Below are 24,746 nucleotides of genomic sequence, written 5' to 3' on the forward strand. Positions count from 1 at the left end.
TTATTTTCGTTAAAATTAAGCGCTTGAAATACTTCTATCTACTCCTGTTAACGACTATATTTTTTTACGCCTGCACCAAAGAAATCAAGACAGAGCAGTCTAAGGACAATTTGTTTTATGACAAGGCTTTTGAACTCCGCGACAAAAATATATCCGACAGTTCCTTTTTCTTTTTCAATAAAGCTAAGGAGGTATTCTTACAACAAAAAGACAGCTTTGCAGTTGGAAAGTGTTTGGTTAATATGGCGATTATCTCTACTAAGCTAGGAGATTCTTTTACTGGTCAGGAGCTTGGATTAAACGCCATTGCTTATTTGGACAAGAAGAAGGAAGGTCAATACTATTATATCCATTCTAACCTTAATAATCTTGGGATTGCGACGCATAATCTGGAAAATTATGAAAGAGCAGTGGAGTTTTTTGATTCTGCAATGGAATTTTGCAAGGATTCAACGGACACCCGTCTTTATATGAATAATAAGGCCCGAACTTACCAGGTACTGGCAAAGTATAAGGAAGCTTTAGAAATATATAACCAAATTTTAAGAGGAGCGAGTAAGAATCGAAAGGAATATGCCAGGGCATTGACGAATATCGCTGCTACCAAATTAGCAATGGATTCCAATTACAATGCTGCTCCTGATTATTTGAAAGCTTTAGCAATCCGGAAGGAAGAAAAGGAGCTATTGGGTTTAAATTCCAGTTATTCCCATCTCTCTGATTTTTATGCCCGGACAGAAAGAGATTCCGCATTATACTATGCTGCTCTGATGTACGAGGTGGCTAAAAAAATGAAGAGTACAGCTGATCAGATCAACGCCATCAGCAAGCTGATTAAATTGAGTCCAGCTCCGGTTGCTCAAGAGTATTTTCCAATTTATAAAGATCTGGATGATAGTTTGCAACGGGTTTACAATACTAATAAAAACCAGTTTGCGCTGATCCATTACGAAACAGAAAAACACAAAACAGATTTTCTGCAGGCTCAGGCGGAAAACGTCAAGAAACAAAACAAGTTATTGAGACAGAATTTTGCCTTGGGTATTTTAGGTCTGGTTTTAATTGGTGGCTACTGGTTTTATAGGAAGCGAAAAAAGGAATTACAGCAGGAAAAAGAGCTGGAAGTTAAAAATACGGAGATCAAATACGTTAAAAAGATTCATGATCGTGTAGCGAATAAAGTATACCAGGTGATGTCGGAAGTGGAGAATACCCCGGCACTCGATAGGGATGCTTTACTGGATAAGCTCGAGAACCTTTATAATGTTTCCAGAGATATTTCCTACGAAGAAGAATTAAATACAGAAAAGGGTTATGCTCAGCAGCTTTCCAAAATGCTCAGTTCTTATGCTTCTGAAAACATTGAGGTGTTTATCATTGGAAATGATGAGGAACTTTGGGAAGGAAGTAGTAAGGAAGTGAAAACGGAAATTTTTTGCATCCTGCAGGAATTGATGACCAATATGAAAAAACACAGTCAGGCGAATTCTGTAGTTTTGAAATTCACTAGAAATGAGGGTGTTGTGTCTATTTCTTATGCTGATAATGGCATAGGAATTAAGGATCTTCATAAGAAGAATGGCTTAACGAATACGGAAACCCGTATAAATGGTATTCGTGGTACGATTATATTTGACACTACACTAAAAGAAGGGCTAAAGATTCAGCTTTTATTTCCCTTTTCGTAAAATTTTAAAAGAATGTTCAAAAAAGTACTTATAGCAGAAGACCACGAACACGCTAACATTTCTGTGCGTAAAACCCTGGAAGATCTCGGCACCCCTCAGAAAGAGTTTAGATTTTATTGCGATGATGCACTGAAGCTTTTGCAACAGGCATATGATCAGGACAATCCTTTTGATTTGCTGATCACCGATCTTTCTTTTGAAGAAGACTCAAATATCCAGGAGATTACTGGTGGCAGAGAGCTGATCAGAGCAGCCAGAAAATTACAACCTGGTTTAAAAGTTATCGTGTTCTCCCTTGAAAATAACATCACAGCAGTTGATGAATTGTTTGACGACCTGGATATTGATGCTTACGTGCGTAAAGCACGTTATGATGCCGCTGACCTTAGGCGTGCAGTTGATGCCGTTTCGGGCAATAAAAAATACCGTTCGCCGGATTTGATGAGAAACAAAAAAGTGGAAAATGCTTATGATTTTAAGCTGTATGACATTGAGATCATCACCCTCCTTTGTAATGGAACGCCTCAAAAGAATATCCCTTCTTATTTGAAAGAAAATGACATTAAACCTGCCGGATTAAGTAGCGTTGAAAAGCGCCTTAGTGCCATCAAAACAGCATTGAGTATCTCCAGCAATGAGCAGCTCATCGCTTATTGTAAGGACAAACGAATCATATAATATAACAGTAATCCTCCTGGTTGCTGTCTATGGAATGGATAATTCTTTTGACATTATCCATTCCATCTCCCTATATTTTAAAACACCATTTTAGGTATCTTTTCATTTTACGGAATCCCGTAAAATTAATATTCATGTACTCTCTATTTTTGATCAATACATAAATCAATATACATGAATACAATTCTACTCTTCGGCTACATTCTTCTAAATACCATCACTTCGGCAGAGCCGAAAGAGGTTTATCTCTGCAACAACAAGAAAACTAAAAAGTACCATTATTCGGCCAGTTGTAAAGGGCTAAGTAACTGCCAGTTTAAGATTGCAAAAATCTCGCTAGCAAGCGCCAAAAATAAGGGCATGACTTTGTGTGCCTGGGAGGCTAAGAAAAACAAGCAGCAGACAAAGTAATACAGCATTTTCAATTTACAGATTTAACGAATTATTAAACAAACAGCGGAATGGATTTTAAAGATCAGATAGCGCAACTGGCTTCTCGTGTAGAGAAGATGTTGCCTCAAATACAAACAGAAGAAGCAACGAAAAATGCTTTGGTGATGCCATTTATACAGATAATGGGATATGATGTTTTCAATCCATTTGAAGTTAATCCTGAATTTGTTGCCGATCTGGGCATTAAAAAAGGAGAAAAGGTAGATTATGCGATCATGAAGAATGGGGAGCCAACTATCTTGATCGAATGTAAACACCACCAGGAGAATCTTGATCCACATAACTCGCAATTGTTCAGGTATTTTCATACCACTAGCGCTAAGTTTGGTTTGCTGACGAACGGCCTGGTTTATCGTTTCTATACTGATCTGGTAGAGAAGAACAAAATGGACAGCACACCTTTCTTTGAATTCAAGCTAACTGAAATCAAAGAGGCAGAGATTGCGGAGTTGAAGAAATTCCATAAGTCTTATTTTGATGTAGACAGTATCGCGAACACAGCGAGTGAGTTGAAGTATTTGAATGAACTGAAGACATTGCTCCACCAGGAGATAGCGGAGCCTTCTGAGGGCTTCATTACGTTCTTTACCAAGCAGGTGTATCCTAAAGTGATTACCGCCAAAGTAAAAGAACAATTTGCTCCGATCATTAAGCGCTCTTTTAATCAATTGATCAGTGATGCCATTAATGAGCGATTGAAACTTGCCTTGAATCAGGAAAAAGAGAAGGATGTAGCGGAGGCTGCGAAAATTGAAGAAATCAATGCTTTGGAACCAGAATCCGGTATTGTGACTACCGAAGAGGAGATAGAGGGATTCTTCATCGTTAAATCTATTCTGAGAGAAACGATAGATCCTAAAAGAATTACCTATAGGGATGCACTTTCCTATTTCGCCATTTTATTGGATGATAACAACCGTAAAACCATTTGCAGACTGTACCTGAACAACAAGAAATACCTGGCAGTATTGGATGAAAACAAAAAGGAGATTAAATACGAATTGGATGGGGTGGATGACCTGTATAAGTATGTAAGCAATTTAACAGAGGTGATAGCCAGATTGGAAGAGAGTAAGGTTAAGGAAAAAATCACTGATTAAGAATGAAAACATATCACAAATTAATAGCTCTGGTTTTTCTAGGTGTTTTATTTTCCGGTTGCAATGAGATTAATGATGGGGTGGAATCTAGTTTTAAAGAGGATGCCTGTCTTGTAAACGATAAAACTAAAACGGAAAAAAAGAACGGTAAAGCATATACGGTCAACTTCTTTATGGAAACTTCAGGAAGTATGAATGGATTTATGTCAAAGAAGGGTACGGAGTTCCAAAAGGATATTTGGGCGCTAATCAATTTACTGGATGGAAATTATCCGTCTGGGCTTTCCCTGTTTCAGGTTGAAGCGAAGGGAGAACCCATTAAATCCAGTACGATGTCTGATTTCAGAGACAAACTAAACGTTGGGGACTTTAATATAGCTCAATCTACAGATATCCCAGAGATCCTTGATTCTATTTTGTTAAAAACCAATGATAACCAAGTGTCGATTTTTGTATCTGATTTGATCTTTGCACCTTCTAGTGGCACAAATGCTTCTTTATTGCAAATCTCTTCAGATATCTATAAGCGGTTTTCAAATAAGAAATATGCTTCGGTAATCTATCAGTTTAAGTCTAAATTCTACAATAGTAAATCAAAAATAGTATCCGAATCCAGTCCATATTATGTTTGGATGATCGGACCAGAGGAAGGGCTGAAAACAGTTGCGGCGCAGTTGAGATCGGCCCTGCCATCAGATTATAATGAGGTGACTTTTGGGGTCAGTTCTGATCAACCAAAATATACTATTCTTCCACATGTTGATGAAGCAGTTAATGCAATCCCAGTCCTTTGTCAGAACAATCAGCTGTACTATTGTTATGGTGCCTTTGATGATTCGGAAGGTTCAAAAATCATTTTGAATATAGCACTGAATCTTGATGACCTTTCTAAGAACGATAGGGAGCCAGCTTCCCTAATGGCGAATTTCAGTAACATAGGTACAGATGCTAAAATCAAGCTGGAATCTATTACGCCTTTACCAGTCTTGAAAAATACTGAAGATCAAAAGTTAGCTAAACGCATTTCAGCAACTCATTTTCTTAAAATGGAAGTGGATCAGATTTACAATGAAGTTGCGACACTGGAGATGAACTTTAAAGCGAAACGTCAAGATTGGATCAGCGATTCAAATCTGGATGTAGACGATTATCAACGCAACAAGACTTTGGGTTTAAGCAAAATGATAGCTGGTTTAGAAAAGGCTTATGGTAGTCCCTCGAATGGACTATTGTTCAAAGCTCCTTTTAAGATTTTGATAACTAAAAACGATTTATAACATGTGGAAATTCTTTTATGATGCTTTAGTCCAGGCATTCGCCAATTTAAAATGGTCTTCTTTTCTAGCAAATAATACTGAAAATGCTGAAATGGCAAAAAAGATGAGAAGTATTTATCTCAGCGAAATTTATACCTATTCCGGATATATTTGTCTTGGTTTATCAGCCCTGGCCATATTCGTGTACTACTTTGTCTTAAACAAAAAGGGCGGATCAGGTTATTGGTTCCAGCTTAGATATTGGGTATATACCCTTTTAATTAGCGTGGTATTTATTTTTGGAATCACCCTTTGGGTAAGTTCAAATCTTACGCAGTCCTTCTCCATCTTACACCCATTTAAGTATTCCTTAGCGATGAGTTTAACGAATGCCTTATACGGAGCTATCTTTTTTATGCTGCTATCGATCGTCTTTAAAAGAGCATCGGTTGCGAATACCACCCCATTTTAATCCTATTTATTTATGCCTAGATTATTTGTTTTCGGAATTGGCGGAACTGGCGCCAGGGTAATAAAATCTTTAACATTATTATTAGCTGCTGGTGTAAAAACCAATGACTTTGAAATTGTTCCCATTATCATAGATCCTCATAAGGACCTTCCTGAATTAAAGGACTGTAAAAACTTAATGAAGCTCTATAAAAAGATCCATAATGGTATTTATACGGATTTTCAAGGATCAGGAAATGGTCTTTTCTTTCGTTCAAATATGATTTCATTGGATGAGATTATGTCAGACGTAGGCCCTAATAGTTTTGATCAGGATGAGCGGATTGATGCGTCATTTGGTGATTTAATTTCCTACAATACCTTGGCGAAAGGGGATGTGAATAGAGATCTGATTGATTTGTTATACACGGAAGGAACACTTCGGACTCCATTGTCTGTGGGTTTCAAAGGAAATCCAAATATTGGCACAGTGGTGTTGAATACTTTTGAAGATGCGGCCTGGTACAAAAGCTTTGAAAGCATTCTTGATGCGAAAGACAGGGTCTTTATTGTGAGTTCCATTTTTGGCGGAACCGGAGCTTCCGGATTTCCATTATTGGTCAAAACACTGAGAGAAAGTAGCAATCCTACGGTTAATAATATTGTGATAGGAGCATTGCCAGTTATGCCTTATTTTAAATTAACGGAACCGGATCCAGGTTCTAACCATAAGGAGATTGATTCCAATAATTTCTTTACCAAAACCAAATCGGCACTTAGTTATTATGAAAAGAATTTGAAGGGTGTAAATGCCTTGTACTATATAGCTGACCCAACAGAGCAATCTACACCTTATATCAATAATGAAGAGGCGCAGGATAATAAGGCACATTTGGTGGAGTTAATTGGTGCATCGGGCATCCTGGATTTTCTTAATAAAGATTTCACAAAGGCAGATTCAAATCACTATGATTATGCTTTGAAGGAAGATGCAACTATCATTGATTTTAAGAATCTGGGTGATGAGTTGAGGGATTTGATCGATAGTGAACTGACCAATTACCTGGTTTTTACAAAATTAAATCCTCTGCTAAAAGGCTTTCCAGATGCTGCGGTCAATAAGAATGAGATATTCAATGATCAGTTCTATAGATCAGACTTTGTGCGGGATTTGGAAGAGTTTAACGTACGATACTTTTCCAAGTGGATCTCAGAACTGAGTGAAAATGAAAGAAAATTCAAGCCTTTTAATTTATCTACCTCTACAGATGCATTACATCTTTTAAAAGTCGGCTCGCCAATTAAAAGCAAAACGCTATTTGGTTTGAAAAACAGAAGGTTCGATACCTCCAATTTTATCAATAGGATGGAAACGCTCCGTTCAAAATACAAGGATATCCCAACAGATTCAAAAGCATCAAAATATCTAGCCTTATTAAATGGGGCCATAATCGAAGTTTTAAAAGAAGAATACAATAAATAAACCTATATGAAACCACTAAATATTTTTGACGCCGGAAACCCAAATACGGGTTGGCGATCTGTCGATAAATTGAACGATAGAGCTATAGGTGATTTTAGGGATAAATCTGCAAAGACAAGTAACGCTCTAAATGCAGTGCCATCACCATTTGCTAGAATGCATATTTTTGAAACTGCATTTAAGCTGGTTGTAAAGGATGCCAAAGAAGGACAAAATAATGCCTCTGAAGTATATAAGGGATTAATCTCTAATTGTCTGGATATTTTAGAACTCGTATTTAACCTTAATTTTCATAAATCACAAGGGGATAAAATTAGCATTGTTAACTGGAGAATTAGTGATCTTGAGCAATTTAAAAAAGGTTCAGATGGTCAGAAAACCTTTCAGAAAACGATCGATATGTACCTTAGAACGGACTTGCCGTCTTTAGATGGGACGATCTCGATTATTAAATATAAAGATATGGTGTTAGGTGGAACCTCACCTTTTTCTTTATTGTTTTCTGCCCCTAGTTTCGATAGAAACGGCCAGGGTGCTTTTCGGGATGAACATTTGGACAGACAATTTGATTTAATCAATCCAAATAGTGGCGTACAATACTTTAAAAAAACCATACCTTTTTCTAAAAGGAAGTTGGATTTTAAGCTTTACATTTCAAAAATCTTTAATGATAATCCTGTTCTTAAGGGGGAGATGAAGATATTTTATGATTATTTCAGACAGGAAGGGATAGAAAGAATAAACTCTGATCATGTTTTAAAATTAGCTGATGTGAGATCTGATAATGGCGGGCACCTGAGTGTTTTTGGTGTTAATATTCAGGGCAATGCGGATGAATCATCTTTAGATATATTTAATGATCACATTGTAAAAGTAGGGTATCGACTAAATAGCCAATCATTTCATGTACCTACCTATGTAAATGATATTCCGTCAAGGTATTTTGATTTTTTGCTTCCAGTTAAGGAAAGCTTTTTAAATCATATCGATTTGAATAAAATTGGAGAGTTGTTTCAATATGAGGTTATAGGCTCCAGTATTGAAGTTTCCTATACTTCCTCCTCATCGATTAAGCCGAAGAGTAAAGTATACAAGCTTCCTGATGGCCCTAATGTTAAATTAGAGGGAAAGATTATAGATATAAGTTTAGACTTACGTTATAAACTTACGCTTGGTATATTTCCTTTTCTACAAGTTATTGATCAGGAGCAACAACTTGATCCTAAATATAACGACTATTATAAAGTGTTACTGGCGGTATATGATACAAATAGTCACCTACAAAACACCAATGATTTTTCGTTGGATTTCTTTAAAAAGGAGGAGAATAAAATCAATCAGATCACCTCTGAAACCACCCTGTTTAATTCAAAAAGGTTTAATAGGAGGGGTTTTGAGGGCGGTGATCCTACAGCTTCGATTTATTACGAGGTCAAGAATACTACTTTTGATGTGATCAAACTTAATCTGCCAGGTGCTTTTAAGTTTAGTACCCTGTCAGGATTAATTATTCCTAAATGGAAGCGTAAGGTTTTGGGTTCTAAGTCCTTTAGTTTCTCTGTTGATTTTGGAACTACTAATACTTTTATTGCTTATGCTGATAAATCAATTTCTGAATCAAAGCCTAAGCATTTTGAGATCGGTGTAGATGATGCTCAGATGGTGATGTTGCATGAGGTTCCAAAAGGGGAGGCGGGTGAGTCCATTACGACGACCTTTAGAAAGGGGACAAATGATCATTTGGTCGTTGCACTCTTTAATCAGGAGTTTGTGCCTCCGGTATTGTTACCTAAAGAAGATAAAAGTCCCTTTAGGATGCCTTTTAGAACAGCGATATTACAACAGCGGAATATTAGAGACTTTAACTTGTTTGATGACTTGAATATTCATTTTTCCTATCAGAAAACAAAGATTGATGACAAAGCGAGGGATGCTCAGGAAACCATCACAAATTTGAAATGGGATATCACTAATAAAACAGATCTGGGCTCTAAGAAAAGGATCCAGAGTTTCATCAAAGAATTGTGTTTGCTTATTAAGTACAAAACCATATTGAATGATGGAGATCCATCAACGGTTAGCCTTATTTGGTTTATACCTCAGAGTCTAAGTTATGGAGCTACAAGAGATTATGCTGAGATATGGGAGAATGAGGTTAAAGATAGCTTACAATCTTTGATTGCGCCACGGAAGGTCTACGAATCTGAGGCTCCTTATTATTTCTTAAAGAGGAATGCTGCTATTGATAATCCTAAATCTGTGTTGTCTATAGATATTGGCGGAGGTTCAACCGATGCGATGCTTTTTGTAAATGATATTCCTCGTATAGGCACCTCATTTAATTTTGCAGGAAATGTATTATGGTCTAATGGCTATGATCAGTTTTCAAATGATTCCAGGAGCAATGGTTTTTATCAGAAGATGCATGAAACCATGGAGACGAAAATAAAACAAAGTTCGACGTTAAGTCCACATCTCACTGATTTACAGCATAAATCAACAGACGAGATTATCAACTTTTGGATATCAAATTCTGAAGATTTGCCGGTGTTTGATCTATTAAAAGCGGCTGATTTTCGAGTAGTTTATCTGGTACATTATTGCGCTGTTGTTTTTCATTTAATGCAGTTTATTAAAATGAACAATCAACCTGCTCCAACCTGTATCATTTTTAGTGGTAACGGGAGTAAATACATTGATTTATTAGGTGATACCAGTATTTTATCTAAAATCTCAGCATTTATTACTGAGAAGGTTTTTGGTGCTTCAGAAGCTGAACAACAGGTGATATTGCCAAAAGAAAATAGAAAAGAGGCGACTTGTTTTGGTGGGATATACAAAGAGAAAAACACCGAATTTATTTCTAAAACCCATATTGGGACACAATTGTCTCATCCAGAAGTGAATGGCATTAAAACATATAATGATGTTGAAAATAACCTGAACTCTATAAAGCTAAGTATCAATAAGAACATCACTGATTTGTTCGAAATGATCAAGGCTTTAGATGAAAGGTTCTCTTTTAAGGAGATTTTGAGTATTGACTATAATATCTCTTCCATAAAGAATATGGTATTAAGCCAGTTAGATTCGTTTTTTGATAAAGGATATAATATCAGAAAAGATAAGGTTGTGTTTGAAGAACCAGTTACTGATAGTTTGTTCTTTTATCCTTTTACCGGAATCATCTTTGAACTGGCAAAAGTATCTAATGTAACGCTAGAGAAGTTTATCCCTAAACATGTTCGGTATATGTCTGCTCCACATTCAGAGAACGTTTTTCACCAGGACAAGATACATCCGGAAATCACAATTGACAGTATTTTCAAGCTTATGATTCCAGAAAATAACCCCAATGAAGCGGTGTATGAGATCATCGATGATCACGAAATCTACAGAAGAGGATGGATGTCATATGACACCATGTTAGAACCGGTATGTACCTGCGATGCCTTTCCAACTTCTAACTCAAATTACCTCTTAAAACAAACCAATAAAGGGAAATTGAGGAAAGACGGAGACACCTGGGTGGTCACTGAAAGATTGAGAATTGAATTTATTAATAATTAACCTATGATAGTTTTAGAATTACTTATCCTCGCTGGAATTATCTTCTTTCAGTATCGCTTTTTTATCAGCTCAAAGCGGGAGATATTGGATTTAAAAGCGTTGTTTCCATCTAAACCTTTAGATGGAAACAATATTAATACCTGGGGAAATGAGACGGTGGCTTATGAACAGATTGATATTCCAAGTCATAATGTGAAACAGTTTCAGGAAATTATTAGCGCAACAAATCACTATTTGAAGAAAAATATCGGTTCAACAGATTTTAATATCATTAAGAATATCGCGGATAGAGCGACTTCTGCGCAGGAGAATAAAATATCTTCAGAAGTCTCCATTCCTCTTTATCTGGGGCTGATGGGAACTTTTCTTGGGGTGATTCTAGGATTAGGGAGTGTGGTTTATGGTTTGAGTGATGGGAATGGCGATTTGAGTTCCTCTACCATCAGCTCATTTATTGCAGGTGTACTGATTGCGATGGTTGTGAGTTTGATTGGATTGAGCTTAACTACCTATAACAATTCAATTCATCTAAAACAGGCGATTGCGATTAGAGATAAGAATAGGAATAATTACTTCAATTTTCTGCAATCTGAGCTTCTTCCACAGCTAGATAACAGTCTTTATTCAGCTTTAGACCAGTTCAAATCAAATATTTCAGATTTCAATACTAAGTTTACTCAGAATCTGGACTTGTTTGATGTTTCATTTGGAGACAATATTAAGCATTTAAAGGAAACCGTTCTTGGGATGTCTGGTCAGATAGAAACAGTGAATAAAAACACTCAGGTGCAACTCGATTTCCTAAACGAACTTAGAAGTATTGGCTACAATAGAATGGCTGAAGCAAATATCAAAGTTTTTGAGAAGCTGAAAGAGACTGGGCCGATGTTGATTTCTTTTATCAAAGAGCATCAAAACTTTAATTCTAATCTGGAGAACGTGAATGGATTTGCCGACAAAATAGGCAATCTGTTGAATCGTGTAACCACTTTTGAAGATGGAATAAACAGTCTGGGCAGAGAAATTCATAATTCTGAAATGATAGGTTCTGAGGTGATTAATGTGGTTAAGAAACACCTGACTTCGATCCAGCAAAAAGAAGACTTAGTTGCCGATTATGCTTCAAAATCTACAAGGGAAGTAGAAATCTTCCTGGAGTCTGCATTGGAAAGAGTAAAAAGTCTCTCTCATAAAATTGAAAATAACCTGGATCAGGCATTTGATTTTAATGTTGAAGGGAATCTGATGCAAAATCTGAACTATTTGAAACCACTTACTGAGCATACCATGGAAATGAAGAATTCGGTGAAAAGTATAGAGAAATCGGATGTGAAGAGCCCTGAACTCGAAATTATAATTGAACACCTGGCAGAGCTGAAATTGATCCATAAAAAGCAACAACAAGGTTTTTCCTGGGATCAAAAATCAACTATATGGACCTGGTTAAAAGGACTCGCAAGGAATTAAGATATGGAGGATAATGGAAAACGCGATTTTTTCTGGCCTAGCTATGTAGACCTTATGACCAGTTTGTTTGTGGTGATGCTTGTCTTGTTTATTTTGAGCTATGTGAAGTTTAGTAAGAAAAATAAGGAATACCAGGCATCCTATAAGCAGATGCAGATGATCAAACAAATCGACAGTGCTTTGGCGAAACTGGATTCAAATTCTTTTACGTACGACAAAGACAGTAAGCGGCATAAGCTTAAAGTAAATGTCTCTTTTAAATTCAATAGCGTAGATTTTAATGATATAGATCTAGCGACAAAAAAGGATTTGATTAAAGCTGGACGAAATCTATACCAGTTAATGGACTCCTTAACACAGAGCAATAAGAACGTGAGTTATCTGCTTGTAGTGGAGGGGTTTGCACAGCGGAATTTATGGAACTATAAAAAGATTAGAGACACAGGGTATGTGTATAGCTACAAAAGGTCATTAGGACTGGTCAATTATTGGATCGCCCAGGGTTATGATTTTACCAGTAAGAAAAGATTGGCTAATTGTGAACTGATTATTGCCGGAAGCGGTTATTTTGGGAATAGAGATGCTAATGAAAACAATAATAGAAGATTTACTATTCAAATTACGCCAAAATATAAAGTAGAGGAGGGTGGCTAATCTGTAACCTATAATAATCGGTTTTCTGTGTCTGTATCTGGCTGGATTTGATGCCTAATTTTGTTATCAAATCCTACGTTATGAAAGAACAAGATCCTAAGTGTAACCACATCGAATTCCGTAAAGTATACCTGTCTGACTTAAATGCTTTGATCAGACTTTATAAAAACCAAGGCCAAAATCAGCAGTCGGCGGTTCATCAGCTGACTGCAAATTTTGGTCTTCCCCTAAGTGTCGCGCTAAACAATAAGGAGGTCATCGGCTTTGCTTTCGCTTCTTTTAATGAATTGGACGAGCTGATGCTCAGCACACACACCTTATCATCTAGGGATGCCTTCATTGATCAAAAACTCAAAGCAGAGGCGGAAATCACCTTACATACCACATTTACAGGTCTGAAACAGGATCATACTCCATTAAAAATAGCGATCGAACAATTGGTCAGCTGGCTAAACACCTGTTCTAATTAATATCAGGATACAGATTTGTTTTAAGTAAATTTACAGGACACAACAGCGGCACATGGCTCAAATGAAAAAGGAATCTTTATACGTTAGAATTGCAAAAGTGATGGAGGAGCAGATCGAAAGTGAAACCCTAAAGCTAGGGGATAAGCTGCCTTCCATTCGCACGATTCAGAAGCTTTATAATGTCAGCATGAACACGGTAAAGCAGGCGTATTTGGAACTGGAAAGCAAGTCCTTGATAGAGCCTAGAGCTAAATCAGGCTATTTTGTGAGTAAAGCATCCATGCGAAAGTTCTCTTTACCCTCTGTTGGGAAGATGAAAACTTCGACGATGGAGAAGGAACCTGAAGATTTGATTTCTAAGGTGTTTAACACTTTAGGGGATAAGACGATTACTCAGTTTTCTTTGGGGGTGACGGCAAACAGCATGTTGCCCATTGCAAAATTGAATAAGGGAATGATCAATGCCATTCGCCGCATGGAAGATGGTGGGACAGGTTATGAACCCGTTGCGGGGAGTACCAATCTCAGAAGAACGCTTGCCAAATGGTCTTTTGTACTGGAGGGTAAGTTAACCGAGGATGATTTGGTGACCACATCTGGTGCGATGAATGCTATTTTTAACTGTCTGATGGCGGTGACTAAACCCGGGGACACAGTGGCTATTGAAAGTCCTGTTTACTTTGGAATTCAGCAGATTATAAAGTCGCTGGGACTAAAGGCGATTGAAATCCCTACACATCCGGTTACCGGTGTAGATTTGGAGGCGATTAAGAAAGTACTGCCAAGGTTAAACGCTTGTTGTTTCATTAGTAATTTCAGCAATCCACTAGGCTGTTTGATGCCTGATGAACATAAAAAAGAACTGGTCAGGATGCTGACCGCCTACGACATTCCACTGATCGAAGATGATTTGTATGGCAATTTATTCTTTGGAACAGAAAGACCGAAACCCTGCAAGTATTATGATGAAGCAGGGATTGTGATGTGGTGCGGTTCTGTATCTAAAACTTTGGCTCCGGGATATCGGGTAGGCTGGGTTGCTCCGGGAAAGTATAAAGAGAAAATTATCAGGCAGAAATTGGTGCAGACCATTTCTACGCCCTCTTTGTATCAGGAAGTCATTGCTGATTTCATGGAAAATGGCAGATACGACCACCATTTACGCACCTTAAGAAGCAAGCTTTATAGCAATTGCTTGAAATACCAAGGGGCTATTGAAGCCTATTTTCCAGAAAACACTAAGATATCTCAGCCACAAGGAGGCTTTATGCTATGGCTGGAACTCGATAAAAAACTGGATACCGGGGAATTGTTTGATCAGGCGATCAAGCAAAAAATAAGCTTTGCACCGGGTAGAATGTTTACACAATACAACCAATACAACAATTGTATGCGTCTGAATTTTGCGCTAGAATGGAACGAAAAATTAGAGGATGATCTCAAACGTTTAGGACGTCTGGTTAAAGCCAGCATCTAGCCTTTCTTTTTCAAGAAATTTGGCTAGGATGCAAGCTTAGGGGGGGATCTTTAAAGTGTTGTTTTTATATTTTGTTGTTTTCCATCAATGCTTAGACTAAGGTTGATGTTTCCTTTTTCATAATCATTTCCTTTGTTTTCTTTGAGGATGATTTTAGGCGCGTTAGCTCCCTGATAAGGGAAAACGATGCTGACAAACTGCTGTGTTCGGTCGTCCTTTTTTGCTTTCTCAAAGACAAATGCAGGTCTGGCGACTTCCTTTCTATACTGGTAAGAGACTTTCCCTTCTTCTTCAACCAGATTCAACGGATCAGTGTTTAAAGATTGGATTAACAGGTTGTTCCCATCTGCATAGCTTGTGTAAACCTGATTTAATGAGGTGTTAAATACCGGTTTGCTATCTTCTCTAAGCTGAAAATGTACACCTAGTTTTCCTGTTGCTTTACCAATGGCCTTGTCAATAATCAAAAAGTATTGTTGGTTGATAAATAACACTGTACGTTGGTGTTTTAATTCCGGGTAGCTAGGATTGGTATAGGTCAGGATATCAAGGTTTTTACCAGTTTCCCATTTGTTTTGCTGCGCTTTGGTGATTACCATGTTCTGATTGTCGAGGGTTAAGGTCTGGTGAACCCTGGTTTGACGGTAAGCTTCCCTTAGTTTATTGATCTCGGCATCGCCGCTATACACATATACGCCACCATCTGGTGTGAAATTTCTGCCTTTTACCCAAAGCTCGAAAGTACCGTTATCTGGTTGGGCATGGAATTCTCCCGGAGGACTAGCTTTTAAAATCATTACCGTAGACTGGTCGTTCCAACCGTTTCTAAAAGTGTAGAAACCTGCAGTGCTTAAACCATTAGATAAATGTTCAGGTATTGTTCCTGATGCACCATCGGTAGCAAAATATTTGATCGTATTGTTTTGTGGGAATGCTTTTGACCAGGTTTGAAACTGTTTCAGTCTTGAATCTTTTTCAACCAGCCAGGAATCTCCGAACATCGGATTGTTATAGTCAGGGAAGGAGATATTGGCTAAAGCAACAATCATGCTTTCAATCGTTTTGCTATAGCTTTCTGGAAACTCCTTTTCTGCGCCAGCCATTTTTGCGGCATTATACCCTTTTAAAAAGATATCAATTGAAGCAACATGATAGGTCGGCGACAATTCGAATTGCATTCCATCCGGGTATACTTGTTTTTTGATCTCCGTATTTAACACCGTGATTCCGCTTTTTCTCCATGCAGCGGCATCTTTAAATTCTGGAAAAAAAGAACCGGCAAAAAGTATCCTTTGTGCTTCGAATAAAAGGTGGTTGCCCAATTTGGAGTAATGCAGGGGGATATAGCTGGCTTGCTGCTGATAACTTTGTAAAAAGTCCAGCAAAAAGCGAGGGCTAAAATTTGGTGAGGGTAGGAACAGGTTGAATGTTCCCGGCAAACTTTGCACGCGTTCTGATACTTCTAATGGGCGCCAGGCATACCTGTCGTTGTCTGCAGATAAGCCTAAAGGATTTTTGCTGGCCCAATCGCGGAATTGATACACCCATTCTTTGGCGTATTGTTCATCAGCGCTGGTACGGTAAGCCATACCCATTGGTTGCCACCAGTATACGCGGTGCAATTGCCAGCGGACTTCGTTGTCTTTTACCGGCCATAATTGCCAGTTGATGTCTTTCCCATAATCAAAAAAGCCATAGCCTTTATGAGGTTGAAATTTGTGTTCCAGCGCGTTGTTTGCTTTTAATAGATTTGCGGCGCCGACGTTTTTTCCTTTAAAACGAGCTTCATCACCCAGGTTAAACTCCGGATGTCTAACCGTTTTACGGTTTCGGTAATAATGCAGCAATTCTGCAGCAGCTCCGTTATAATCACCAGCTAGAAACAGCTGATTGGTTTTTTCCAGTCCGGGGTAGGACAGGTTGATCGGATCGAAGTCTTTTTTAGTAATTACCGCTTCTTGTGCTACGCTACTTTGCGAGAAGAAGAAGAGGCATAAAATGGCCGGTAGTATAATATTTTTTAAGTTCATCGGAGAAACAGATTTACTGATTTAATTCAGGTTTATTTTTTTTAGGCTGGCATAACGATTCAAGGCTTCCAGGAAGTAATAATCGGCATAATCCAATGGGGTATCGATTTCAGAATTGTATAAAAACGCACCTACACTATGTTTCAGGATGAAAAGTCCATTTTCCCCTGGTTTAGCGAGGTAAGTATCCGAAGATAAGGATTTGAGGATTTCTTCGGCATAATCGGCGTATTTCTTACCATCTTTTACCTGTGTGCTGAGTTCCAGCAAGGCGGAGGCAATAACTGCTGCGGCAGAAGCATCTCTAGGTGCAGGCTGTTCTACGTCCATCGCATTGTGAACATCAAAATCCCATACTGGAATTTTATCTTTCGGCATTTTAGGGTGGTTCATGATAAATGAAGCAATCTTTTCTGCTTGAGCTAAGAATGTTTTGTCTTTTGTATTTGCATAACACATGGTATAGCCATAAAGACCCCATGCTTGTCCGCGGGCCCATGCAGACTCATCCACTACTCCCTGATGGGTCACTTTGCGCAATACTTTTCCTGTTTTAACATCATAATCTACCACATGGTATGAGCTATAATCCTTCCTGAAATGGTTTTTCATGGTGGTACTGGCATGGCTGCTTGCAGCCTGTGCATAGGCTGGTTGTTTAAATGCGGTTGCTGCCCAGTATAAATACTCCAGGTTCATCATATTGTCAATGATCACCGGAAATTTCCATGGTGCGAAATCCCAGGAGCGGATCACTCCAACCTTAGGGTTAAATCTTGCAAAAAGATGCCTGGCACCATCGGCCAATGCCGGTAAATAGGCTTTATCAGCGGTCAGTCTATAGCCATTTCCATAGGAACAATAGAGCATGAAGCCTAAATCATGGGTATCTGTCAGGTAACGCACAGAATCCAGAGCCAGGGTGAATCGTTTCGCCTGATCTGCCAGTTTCTTATCTCCGGTAAGCTCGTAACCATACCAAAGGGAGCCAGGGAAAAATCCAGTGGTCCAATCTTTATAGGGGGCTAGTCTTACTGTGCCGTCCGGGTTAACAGAACGTGGGTGTTTGCCGGGGCTATAGGTATTTGCTGCTTTGTTTAGTTGTTGGCTAATCAGGCTTGCTGTCTTTTTTAACCATTGTAAGGAATCAACGTCATTTATAGGTTTTGCTGAGCTGCTCAAGGCAAAAATCGACGCGGCTAAAAATAGGCCGAATGTTTTATTCATAGTTCAAATATTTGGATTTCGGTTCAATTGCTTGTAGCAGTGAAGATAGGATGGCCGAAGAAAACAGACTTTCGAATTTTTCCATAAATCATTTAAAATTGATGAAGTATACTGGAGAAAGTTTAGTTTTGACTCCCTTTGGGGGAAGCTGATGTACTTTTCATCAAAATTAATAGGATTTTGGACGCATTTAAAACTCTGGTAAGCAGCATACTTTTAAATTCGTTCTTATCAACAACCAAATATTTTACATCCTAGACTATGAACAGACTGATCTCTCTTTCCAAGGGGACAATTCATCGGAGGCGACTTTTTCAGTACGCGGGAACTGCTATGTTAGCAGTAGCTGTTGCGGGCTGTAAAGAGAACAATCCTGAACCCAGCACTCCTTATATAAATAAAGACAATACCATCGATTTAAAAGATGATACGGGCTTGCTGAATTACATTTACAGTTTAGCACAATTGGAAGCCGCATTTTATACGAAAGCGGTAGAAAATTTAGGGGCAGGATATACCAGCACACAGACCTTGTTTTTGAATGATATCAAATGGCATAAAACTGCGCATCGTGAATTCTTCAAAACCTTTTTAGGTCCTGCTGCAATAGGTTCCCTGGAGTTCGACTTCTCAGCGATAGATTTTAGCGTTCCTACAGCTGTTTTTGGGCTGGCAAGGACTTTTGATAACCTCGGATTGGCCGCCTATAATGGGGCGATAGAGAAAAGTAAGGAGGCTTATACCCTCATTATTTTAAGTCAGATTGCCTCTGTTCAGGCGCGTCATGGGGCATGGATTAGTACTCAATTGCCGGATGTTATATTTGGCAATCTGTTAGAGCTAAAGGAATTGGGTTCCGATGAAACAAAAGGGCTGGATGTTGCTTTGCCAGCGGCACAGGTATTGGCTCAAGCCACAAAATATATCAAAACTCAACTTAACGTCATTAACCTTTAAACCAGATTCACATGGATATTTTAAACCTGCTTAGTAACCTGGAAAAGGTTGATCAAGAGATTTATGAACGGTTGAGTCCCCGTCGCAAAGTGATGAAGGATTTCTTTAGTATAGGAAAAAAGGTTTCTCTGGCTGCATTACCTATGGCTTTAGGCTCGATGTTGCAAAAAGCATATGGACAGAGCAGTAGCAGTACCCTGGTATTGGATTCGCTGAATTTTATGCTGGCGATGGAGTACATGGAATTTCATCTGTATAACAATGCGCTGGTTAAAACGCCTGCTTTGATTCCCGCTGCGGATAAGGCGGTAATTACCACTATCCGCGATCAGGAACAGGCACATATTAATTTATGGATCCAAACCATTCAAACTTTAAAAGGAAAAGTACCTGATGCAATGCCTTATGAGGCTTTCGATTACACGAAAATAAATCCCAATATCAATACCACTTATGCGACTTTCCTGAGGACAGCTATGGTGATTGAAGACCTTGGTGTTCGGGCGTATAAAGGGCAATTGATTCCCCTGATGGAAAACAATACTGTACTGGCAGCAGCGGCAAGGGTTCATTCTTTAGAAGCCAGGCATTCTGCACAGATCAGACAAATGGTTAATAAATTACAAATCGCCAATCTGAAATTGTTGAGGCCATGGCCGGGACAGCGAAGATCCGATAATGGTGATCTGGTAAAAGACAACTTCAATGATTCTACGCTGGGCAATATGGCTCCGGTATACGATAAAGACAGTACCGTTGCCAATAATGAAATCAGAACGGTACAAGCAGGAATTTCATTGGTTGGCATCAATGGCAATGAAGGAGTTACAGTGGCCGCTGCTGCAGAGTCATTTGACGAGTATTTGTTGACCGTTTCTGCTAAGAAAGCCGCAAACGACCTGTTCATCAGAGCAGGATTTAAGTTGATATAAACCACGAAATTTAACATAAGATGAAAAAATTAGTACTATTAATGTTAATGCTCTCCATCTGCACATTTATGTATGCGCAGGAGGTGATCACCGTAAAAGGAGTGGTTAGAGATGGAGAAAATAAACCAATTCCAGGTGCAACCGTATTTGAGAAAGGAACGAAAAATGGGGTAGTGACCAACCCGGATGGGAGCTACAACATCAAAGTGAAATCAAATGGCACGCTAACCTATTCTTACCTGGGTTCTAAAAGTGTAGAGCAACTGGTAAAGAATAAGACCAATATAGATGTGAAACTGATAGATGATGCAAATGACCTGAATGAAGTGGTGGTGATTGGTTACGGAAAAGTCCAGAGAAAGGATTTAACCGGCTCCGTATCTTCGGTGAAAGGTGAAGAGCTGGCTAAAGTTCCTGTCCAGAATGTGGCTTCGGCATTAGTTGGACGTGTGGCGGGTTTACGGGTTTCTACTGATGATGGAACACCTGGAAGTACGCCCACAATTACCTTACGCGGAGGGGGTTCTATTACCCAAAGTAATGAACCGCTTTATGTGATAGATGGGGTGCCACAAACCGATGGACTGAGCTTTTTAGATCCTACAGATGTGGAAAGTATTGATGTTTTAAAAGATGCTTCTGCAACTTCTATTTATGGTGCCAGAGGCGCTAATGGAGTGATTTTGGTGACCACAAAACAGCTGAAACCTACTAAACTGACGATCAGTTATGATATGTATTATGGGGCAAAAAAGGCCAATAAATTTATCCCGGTTCTTAATCCATTAGACTTTACGAGCTTACTATATGAGAAATTCGGTACTGATCCAGATAAACTGTTGGATATCAAAAATAAGTTTGGTGCTTATTCAGAATTACCAGGCCTATATAGCAACAGAAAAGGAATCAACTGGCAGGAGGAAATGTTTGGCGATTGGTCAAATACGCAATACCATAAGGTGAGTATTGGCGGCGGACAAGGCGACACACGTTTCAATATTTTTTACTCTAAAAGTGACGATCAGGGCTTGGTTCAGCCGGGTGGCTCTATAAAAAACGTAGCGAAATTTAGCTTGTTGCATAACGTAAGTAAAAAAATGAAGCTTACGGGAATTGTCAATTATAGCGATCAAAAGATCACTGGTTTTGGAACCAGAGAAGGTGGAGATCGTTTCAATGCACTGATTAACATTTTTCAGTATAGACCAATTAGTGATAAGAATTCAACGGATAAGGAGTTCCTGGAGTTGGATAACGATCCTTCGATAGATGTGAATGCCATTCCAATTCAAAACCCACGTACCAATGCGGAATCGCAATTCAGGGAATCTATAAACCGTTCGCTAAATTTCATTGCCTCGCTGGACTATAATTTTGCCAATCATTTTACCTATCGTGGATTGGTATCTGCAACGGTTGGTGATACTAAATTGAAAACTTTTAGTGATGCGCGTTCGATTATGGCTAAAAGGAGCGGAGGTCCATTTGGGGCATTGTCGCAAACAGATGTGAACAGCTTTAACTACAACAACACCATTACTTACGACAATACCTTTAACAAAGTACATAAGGTGACGTTCTTATTAGGGCAGGAGCAGCAGTATTCAGCTAAAGAGAATTTTACGGCGAGTAACAGCAAATTTCCATCTGTTAACCTTGGTTTAGGGAATATTGCCCTGGGTACAACGCCAGGTATACCAACCTCTTTTGAGGAGGCCGACGACCTGCTTTCGTTCTTTTCACGTGCAAATTATACTTACAAAGACAAATACATTTTTACCGCTACTTTAAGGGCAGATGGTTCTTCTAAGTTCGGCGACAATAACAAATGGGGTTATTTTCCTTCTGCTGCTTTTGCATGGAGGGCGATAAATGAAAACTTCCTGAAAAATCTGAACTTCCTTTCAGATGCGAAATTGCGCTTAAGTTATGGAGCATCCGGGAATAACAGGATTGCTAATTATTTAATGATCAGTCAGCTGGCAAGCGGAACCTATCCTTTGAACAACAACAATAGCATTGCCATTTACCCAAATAACATTGAAAACAAGGATTTGAAATGGGAAACTACCAAGTCGTTAAATATTGGAGTAGACATTGGGTTTTTTAAACAACGCCTGAGCTTAACGGTTGATGCCTACGATAATCGTACGAAAGACTTGTTATTAGCCGCCCAAGTGCCTTTTATAAGTGGTTTCGCTACGCAGGTAGTCAACATTGGCTCCACTTCTAACAAAGGAGTAGAGCTGAGCCTGAATAGCACGAATGTGAAAACTGAGCAGTTTATCTGGAGCAGTTCCTTAAACATGGCCTGGAATAAAAATAAGGTATTGGCACTGAGCGATGGAGAAAATAAAAGACTGAGCAACAGCTGGACCGCACAAAACGATTATTTGGTGCAAGTGGGCAATGCGGTAGGTTTAATGTATGGGTATAAGTCTGCGGGTTTATATGAGCTTAGTGATTTTAACTACAACCCAACTACAAATAGCTATACCTTGAAGTCTGGTATTCCGGTAGATGTAAACTATGCAGCACAGCCTGGTTACCAGAAGCTGGTAGATTTAAATGGTGATGGGGTGATCAATCCAGACGATAGAACTGTGATTGGAAATGGCATCCCTAAGTTCACAGGGGGACTGAGCAACACCTTCTCTTATAAAGGATTTGATTTAAGTGTGTTTATCAACTGGTCTACCGGTAGTGACGTTTACAACGCAAACAAACTACAAATGAGTACGAATGTAACGGCTTATACCAACAACCTTGCTACTTTCAAAGACCGATGGACGACCATTGATGGCAATGGGGTGAAAGTCAACACGCCAGCTGCTTTGGCCGCTTTAAATCAAGGTAAAACGATTCCTAGATACGATGGTTATGGCACTACGCCAAGGTTTAATGATCAGCTAGTGGAAGATGCTTCCTTTTTAAGAATCAACAATGTAAGTCTGGGTTATACCTTGCCTAAAAGCTGGATCTCTAAGGTTAAACTCAATAATGTGAGGCTTTATGTGACCGGTTATAACCTGTATGTATTTGATAAGTATTCTGGTTATGACCCTGAAGTAAGCACCAATAGCACCGGAGGCTTAACTCCTGGTGTAGATTTTGGCGGCTACCCACGCAGCAGGTACTATGTAGCTGGTATGAACATTTCATTATAACAATTTCCATCATGAGAACAACATTCAATATATATCGCAATAATGGTTTAAAACTACTGATCGTCATCGCCTTGCTGGCTAATTTTACGGCCTGCAAAAAAGCACTCACCGAAGAGCCAAAATCTGTTTTTAATGCAGAGAAGTTCTTTAACAGTGTTGATGAAGCAGATTTGGCCACTTTAGGGGTGTACCAAAGTATGTGCAATCAGAATACGCTGGCTTTTTACGCCTCGATTCTGTATGAGAACGACAATGACATTGCACAGGTTAGAGATGTGGTGACCTCTGATTTTCGTGGGGTAGCACATTATGCCATTACTTCCGAATCAATTTATACACAGGGAACCTGGCAGACCTATTACGAGGGCATCAATCGCGCCAATCTGGTGATCGAGAAAATCCCTCAAATGGCATCTTTTAATCAGGAAGGACAGGGTAAGACTTTAAACCGTTACCTCGGAGAAGCTAAGTTTTTACGCGGATACTATTATGCCGAACTGGTGCGGTTATTTGGTGGTGTGCCTATTAAGTTAACGCCCACACGTTCAGGTGATGATCTTCGCTTAGCTAAAGCGACAACTGATGAGGTTTATCAGCAGGTGATCAAAGACATGACAGAGGCTATTGCGCTTTTGCCTGAGGGTAAAACCAGTGATGAGCGGATCAGTAAAGTTGCAGTGAAAGGTATGTTGGCAAGGATTGCCCTATTTGCCGGAGGCTTCTCTTTAAGACAAAATGGAAAGATGGAGCAGCCTTCAAATTATAAGGAGTTGTACCAGATTGCCCAGAAACAAAGTAAAGAAGTGATGGAGTCTGGTGTATATACCTTAAATCCCAGCTTTGAGCAGTTTTTTAGAAACCAATGTCAGCTGAAGATTGATCCAAACGAGAGTATGTTTGAAGTGGCTTTTTATAACCTGGCAGGGGCAACACCCGGTTCAAGTGTGATTGGGCAATGGAATGCGCCTGCAGTAGCGGCGAGTACCACTCTTGGACGTACCAATTCTTATGTAAAGACCACTCCATTGTTTAGGAATTCTTTCCTTGCCGGTGATTTAAGAAGAGATATTGCAGTTTCTACTTACCAGATCAATGCTGCCGGTCAGGCGGTTGAATATACGGCTGCGCAGGATCAGAATTATGCACCAGGGAAATGGCGTCGTGAGTATCAATTGCAACCGATAAAAGATTTGAACAATACCGACATCAATTATGTGGTATTGCGTTATGCAGATGTGCTGTTGATGCGTGCGGAAGCCGAAAACGAATTAAATGAAGGGCCGAATGCCGCAGCTTATGAAGCCATCAATATGGTGAGAAGAAGAGCTTTCGGAAAACCGGTTAATACCGTAGATCCGACAGTAGATTTGCCGGCAGGATTGAGTAAAGCGGAGTTTTTCGAAAGATTGAAAAACGAAAGGGCCTGGGAACTTTGTTTCGAAGGATTGCGTAAATATGATTTATTGCGTTGGAATATTTTAGGATCAAGCCTTCGTGCAACTGAGACCGCGCTTAAAACGTATAGAAGTACCTATCCTTACATTGCCGGAACCATGTTTAAAGAGGGGAAGCATGAGTTGTATCCCATCCCATTAAGAGAGATTGACCTGAACAAAAAACTCTTTCAGAATCCTAATTACTAAGGTAAAATAGGTTTAAAAAGATTATTTTGGCTTTGTTAAAGCTG

General features: G+C 39.1%; 18 protein-coding genes. 16 read left to right on the plus strand and 2 right to left on the minus strand.

Annotated elements, in window-relative coordinates:
* The first annotated feature begins 23 nt into the window (after positions 1-23).
* The 12 genes from R2S10_RS01195 to R2S10_RS01250 all read left to right on the plus strand — a co-directional run bounded on the left by R2S10_RS01195 (position 24) and on the right by R2S10_RS01250 (position 14,746).
* On the plus strand, positions 24-1,688 hold the full coding sequence (locus R2S10_RS01195; RefSeq protein WP_316838600.1) for a tetratricopeptide repeat protein: 1,665 nt from the start codon (positions 24-26) through the stop codon (positions 1,686-1,688).
* A 12-nt stretch (positions 1,689-1,700) separates the two neighbouring features.
* Positions 1,701-2,366, plus strand: a complete 666-nt coding sequence (locus tag R2S10_RS01200) for a response regulator (RefSeq protein WP_316838601.1) — start codon at positions 1,701-1,703, stop codon at positions 2,364-2,366.
* Between the two features lie 174 nt (positions 2,367-2,540).
* Positions 2,541-2,777, plus strand: coding sequence for a hypothetical protein (locus R2S10_RS01205; RefSeq protein WP_316838602.1), 237 nt, complete (start codon positions 2,541-2,543; stop codon positions 2,775-2,777).
* A gap of 50 nt (positions 2,778-2,827) precedes the next feature.
* On the plus strand, positions 2,828-3,919 hold the full coding sequence (locus tag R2S10_RS01210; protein ID WP_316838603.1) for a type I restriction endonuclease: 1,092 nt from the start codon (positions 2,828-2,830) through the stop codon (positions 3,917-3,919).
* A gap of 2 nt (positions 3,920-3,921) precedes the next feature.
* Complete coding sequence (locus tag R2S10_RS01215; protein ID WP_316838604.1) at positions 3,922-5,196, plus strand: hypothetical protein; 1,275 nt, start codon at positions 3,922-3,924, stop codon at positions 5,194-5,196.
* A 1-nt stretch (position 5,197) separates the two neighbouring features.
* A complete protein-coding gene (locus tag R2S10_RS01220) occupies positions 5,198-5,647 on the plus strand; it encodes a hypothetical protein (protein WP_316838605.1) in 450 nt (149 codons plus the stop codon).
* A 12-nt stretch (positions 5,648-5,659) separates the two neighbouring features.
* Positions 5,660-7,108 (plus strand): hypothetical protein, encoded by a 1,449-nt coding sequence (locus tag R2S10_RS01225; RefSeq protein ID WP_316838606.1) that lies wholly within the window; start codon positions 5,660-5,662, stop codon positions 7,106-7,108.
* Positions 7,109-7,114: 6 nt separating this feature from the next.
* Positions 7,115-10,678, plus strand: coding sequence for a hypothetical protein (locus R2S10_RS01230; RefSeq protein ID WP_316838607.1), 3,564 nt, complete (start codon positions 7,115-7,117; stop codon positions 10,676-10,678).
* A gap of 3 nt (positions 10,679-10,681) precedes the next feature.
* Positions 10,682-12,145 carry a hypothetical protein gene (locus R2S10_RS01235; RefSeq protein ID WP_316838608.1) on the plus strand — a complete coding sequence of 488 codons (1,464 nt, stop codon included), beginning with the start codon at positions 10,682-10,684 and terminating at the stop codon, positions 12,143-12,145.
* Between the two features lie 3 nt (positions 12,146-12,148).
* Positions 12,149-12,799, plus strand: coding sequence for a hypothetical protein (locus R2S10_RS01240; RefSeq protein ID WP_316838609.1), 651 nt, complete (start codon positions 12,149-12,151; stop codon positions 12,797-12,799).
* Positions 12,800-12,879: 80 nt separating this feature from the next.
* Positions 12,880-13,269 carry a hypothetical protein gene (locus tag R2S10_RS01245; RefSeq protein WP_316838610.1) on the plus strand — a complete coding sequence of 130 codons (390 nt, stop codon included), beginning with the start codon at positions 12,880-12,882 and terminating at the stop codon, positions 13,267-13,269.
* A gap of 52 nt (positions 13,270-13,321) precedes the next feature.
* Positions 13,322-14,746 (plus strand): PLP-dependent aminotransferase family protein, encoded by a 1,425-nt coding sequence (locus R2S10_RS01250; protein WP_316838611.1) that lies wholly within the window; start codon positions 13,322-13,324, stop codon positions 14,744-14,746.
* A 50-nt stretch (positions 14,747-14,796) separates the two neighbouring features.
* Here R2S10_RS01250 and hepC read toward each other — a convergent pair whose 3' ends face one another.
* A complete protein-coding gene (hepC, locus tag R2S10_RS01255; RefSeq protein ID WP_316838612.1) occupies positions 14,797-16,776 on the minus strand; it encodes a heparin-sulfate lyase HepC in 1,980 nt (659 codons plus the stop codon).
* Between the two features lie 21 nt (positions 16,777-16,797).
* Positions 16,798-18,003, minus strand: a complete 1,206-nt coding sequence (locus R2S10_RS01260) for a glycoside hydrolase family 88 protein (protein WP_316838613.1) — start codon at positions 18,001-18,003, stop codon at positions 16,798-16,800.
* Positions 18,004-18,264: 261 nt separating this feature from the next.
* Here R2S10_RS01260 and R2S10_RS01265 point away from each other — a divergent pair, with 261 nt between their 5' ends.
* The 4 genes from R2S10_RS01265 to R2S10_RS01280 are packed head-to-tail and all read left to right on the plus strand — an operon-like array spanning position 18,265 to position 24,702.
* On the plus strand, positions 18,265-18,960 hold the full coding sequence (locus R2S10_RS01265; RefSeq protein WP_316838614.1) for a ferritin-like domain-containing protein: 696 nt from the start codon (positions 18,265-18,267) through the stop codon (positions 18,958-18,960).
* Between the two features lie 11 nt (positions 18,961-18,971).
* Positions 18,972-19,892 (plus strand): ferritin-like domain-containing protein, encoded by a 921-nt coding sequence (locus R2S10_RS01270; protein WP_316838615.1) that lies wholly within the window; start codon positions 18,972-18,974, stop codon positions 19,890-19,892.
* Positions 19,893-19,912: 20 nt separating this feature from the next.
* Positions 19,913-23,059 (plus strand): TonB-dependent receptor, encoded by a 3,147-nt coding sequence (locus tag R2S10_RS01275; RefSeq protein WP_316838616.1) that lies wholly within the window; start codon positions 19,913-19,915, stop codon positions 23,057-23,059.
* A gap of 11 nt (positions 23,060-23,070) precedes the next feature.
* Positions 23,071-24,702, plus strand: coding sequence for a RagB/SusD family nutrient uptake outer membrane protein (locus tag R2S10_RS01280; RefSeq protein WP_316838617.1), 1,632 nt, complete (start codon positions 23,071-23,073; stop codon positions 24,700-24,702).
* Positions 24,703-24,746: the final 44 nt, after the last annotated feature.

This window comes from Pedobacter gandavensis, assembly GCF_032678745.1.
In the GTDB taxonomy this organism is placed as follows: Bacteria; Bacteroidota; Bacteroidia; order Sphingobacteriales; family Sphingobacteriaceae; genus Pedobacter; species Pedobacter gandavensis_C.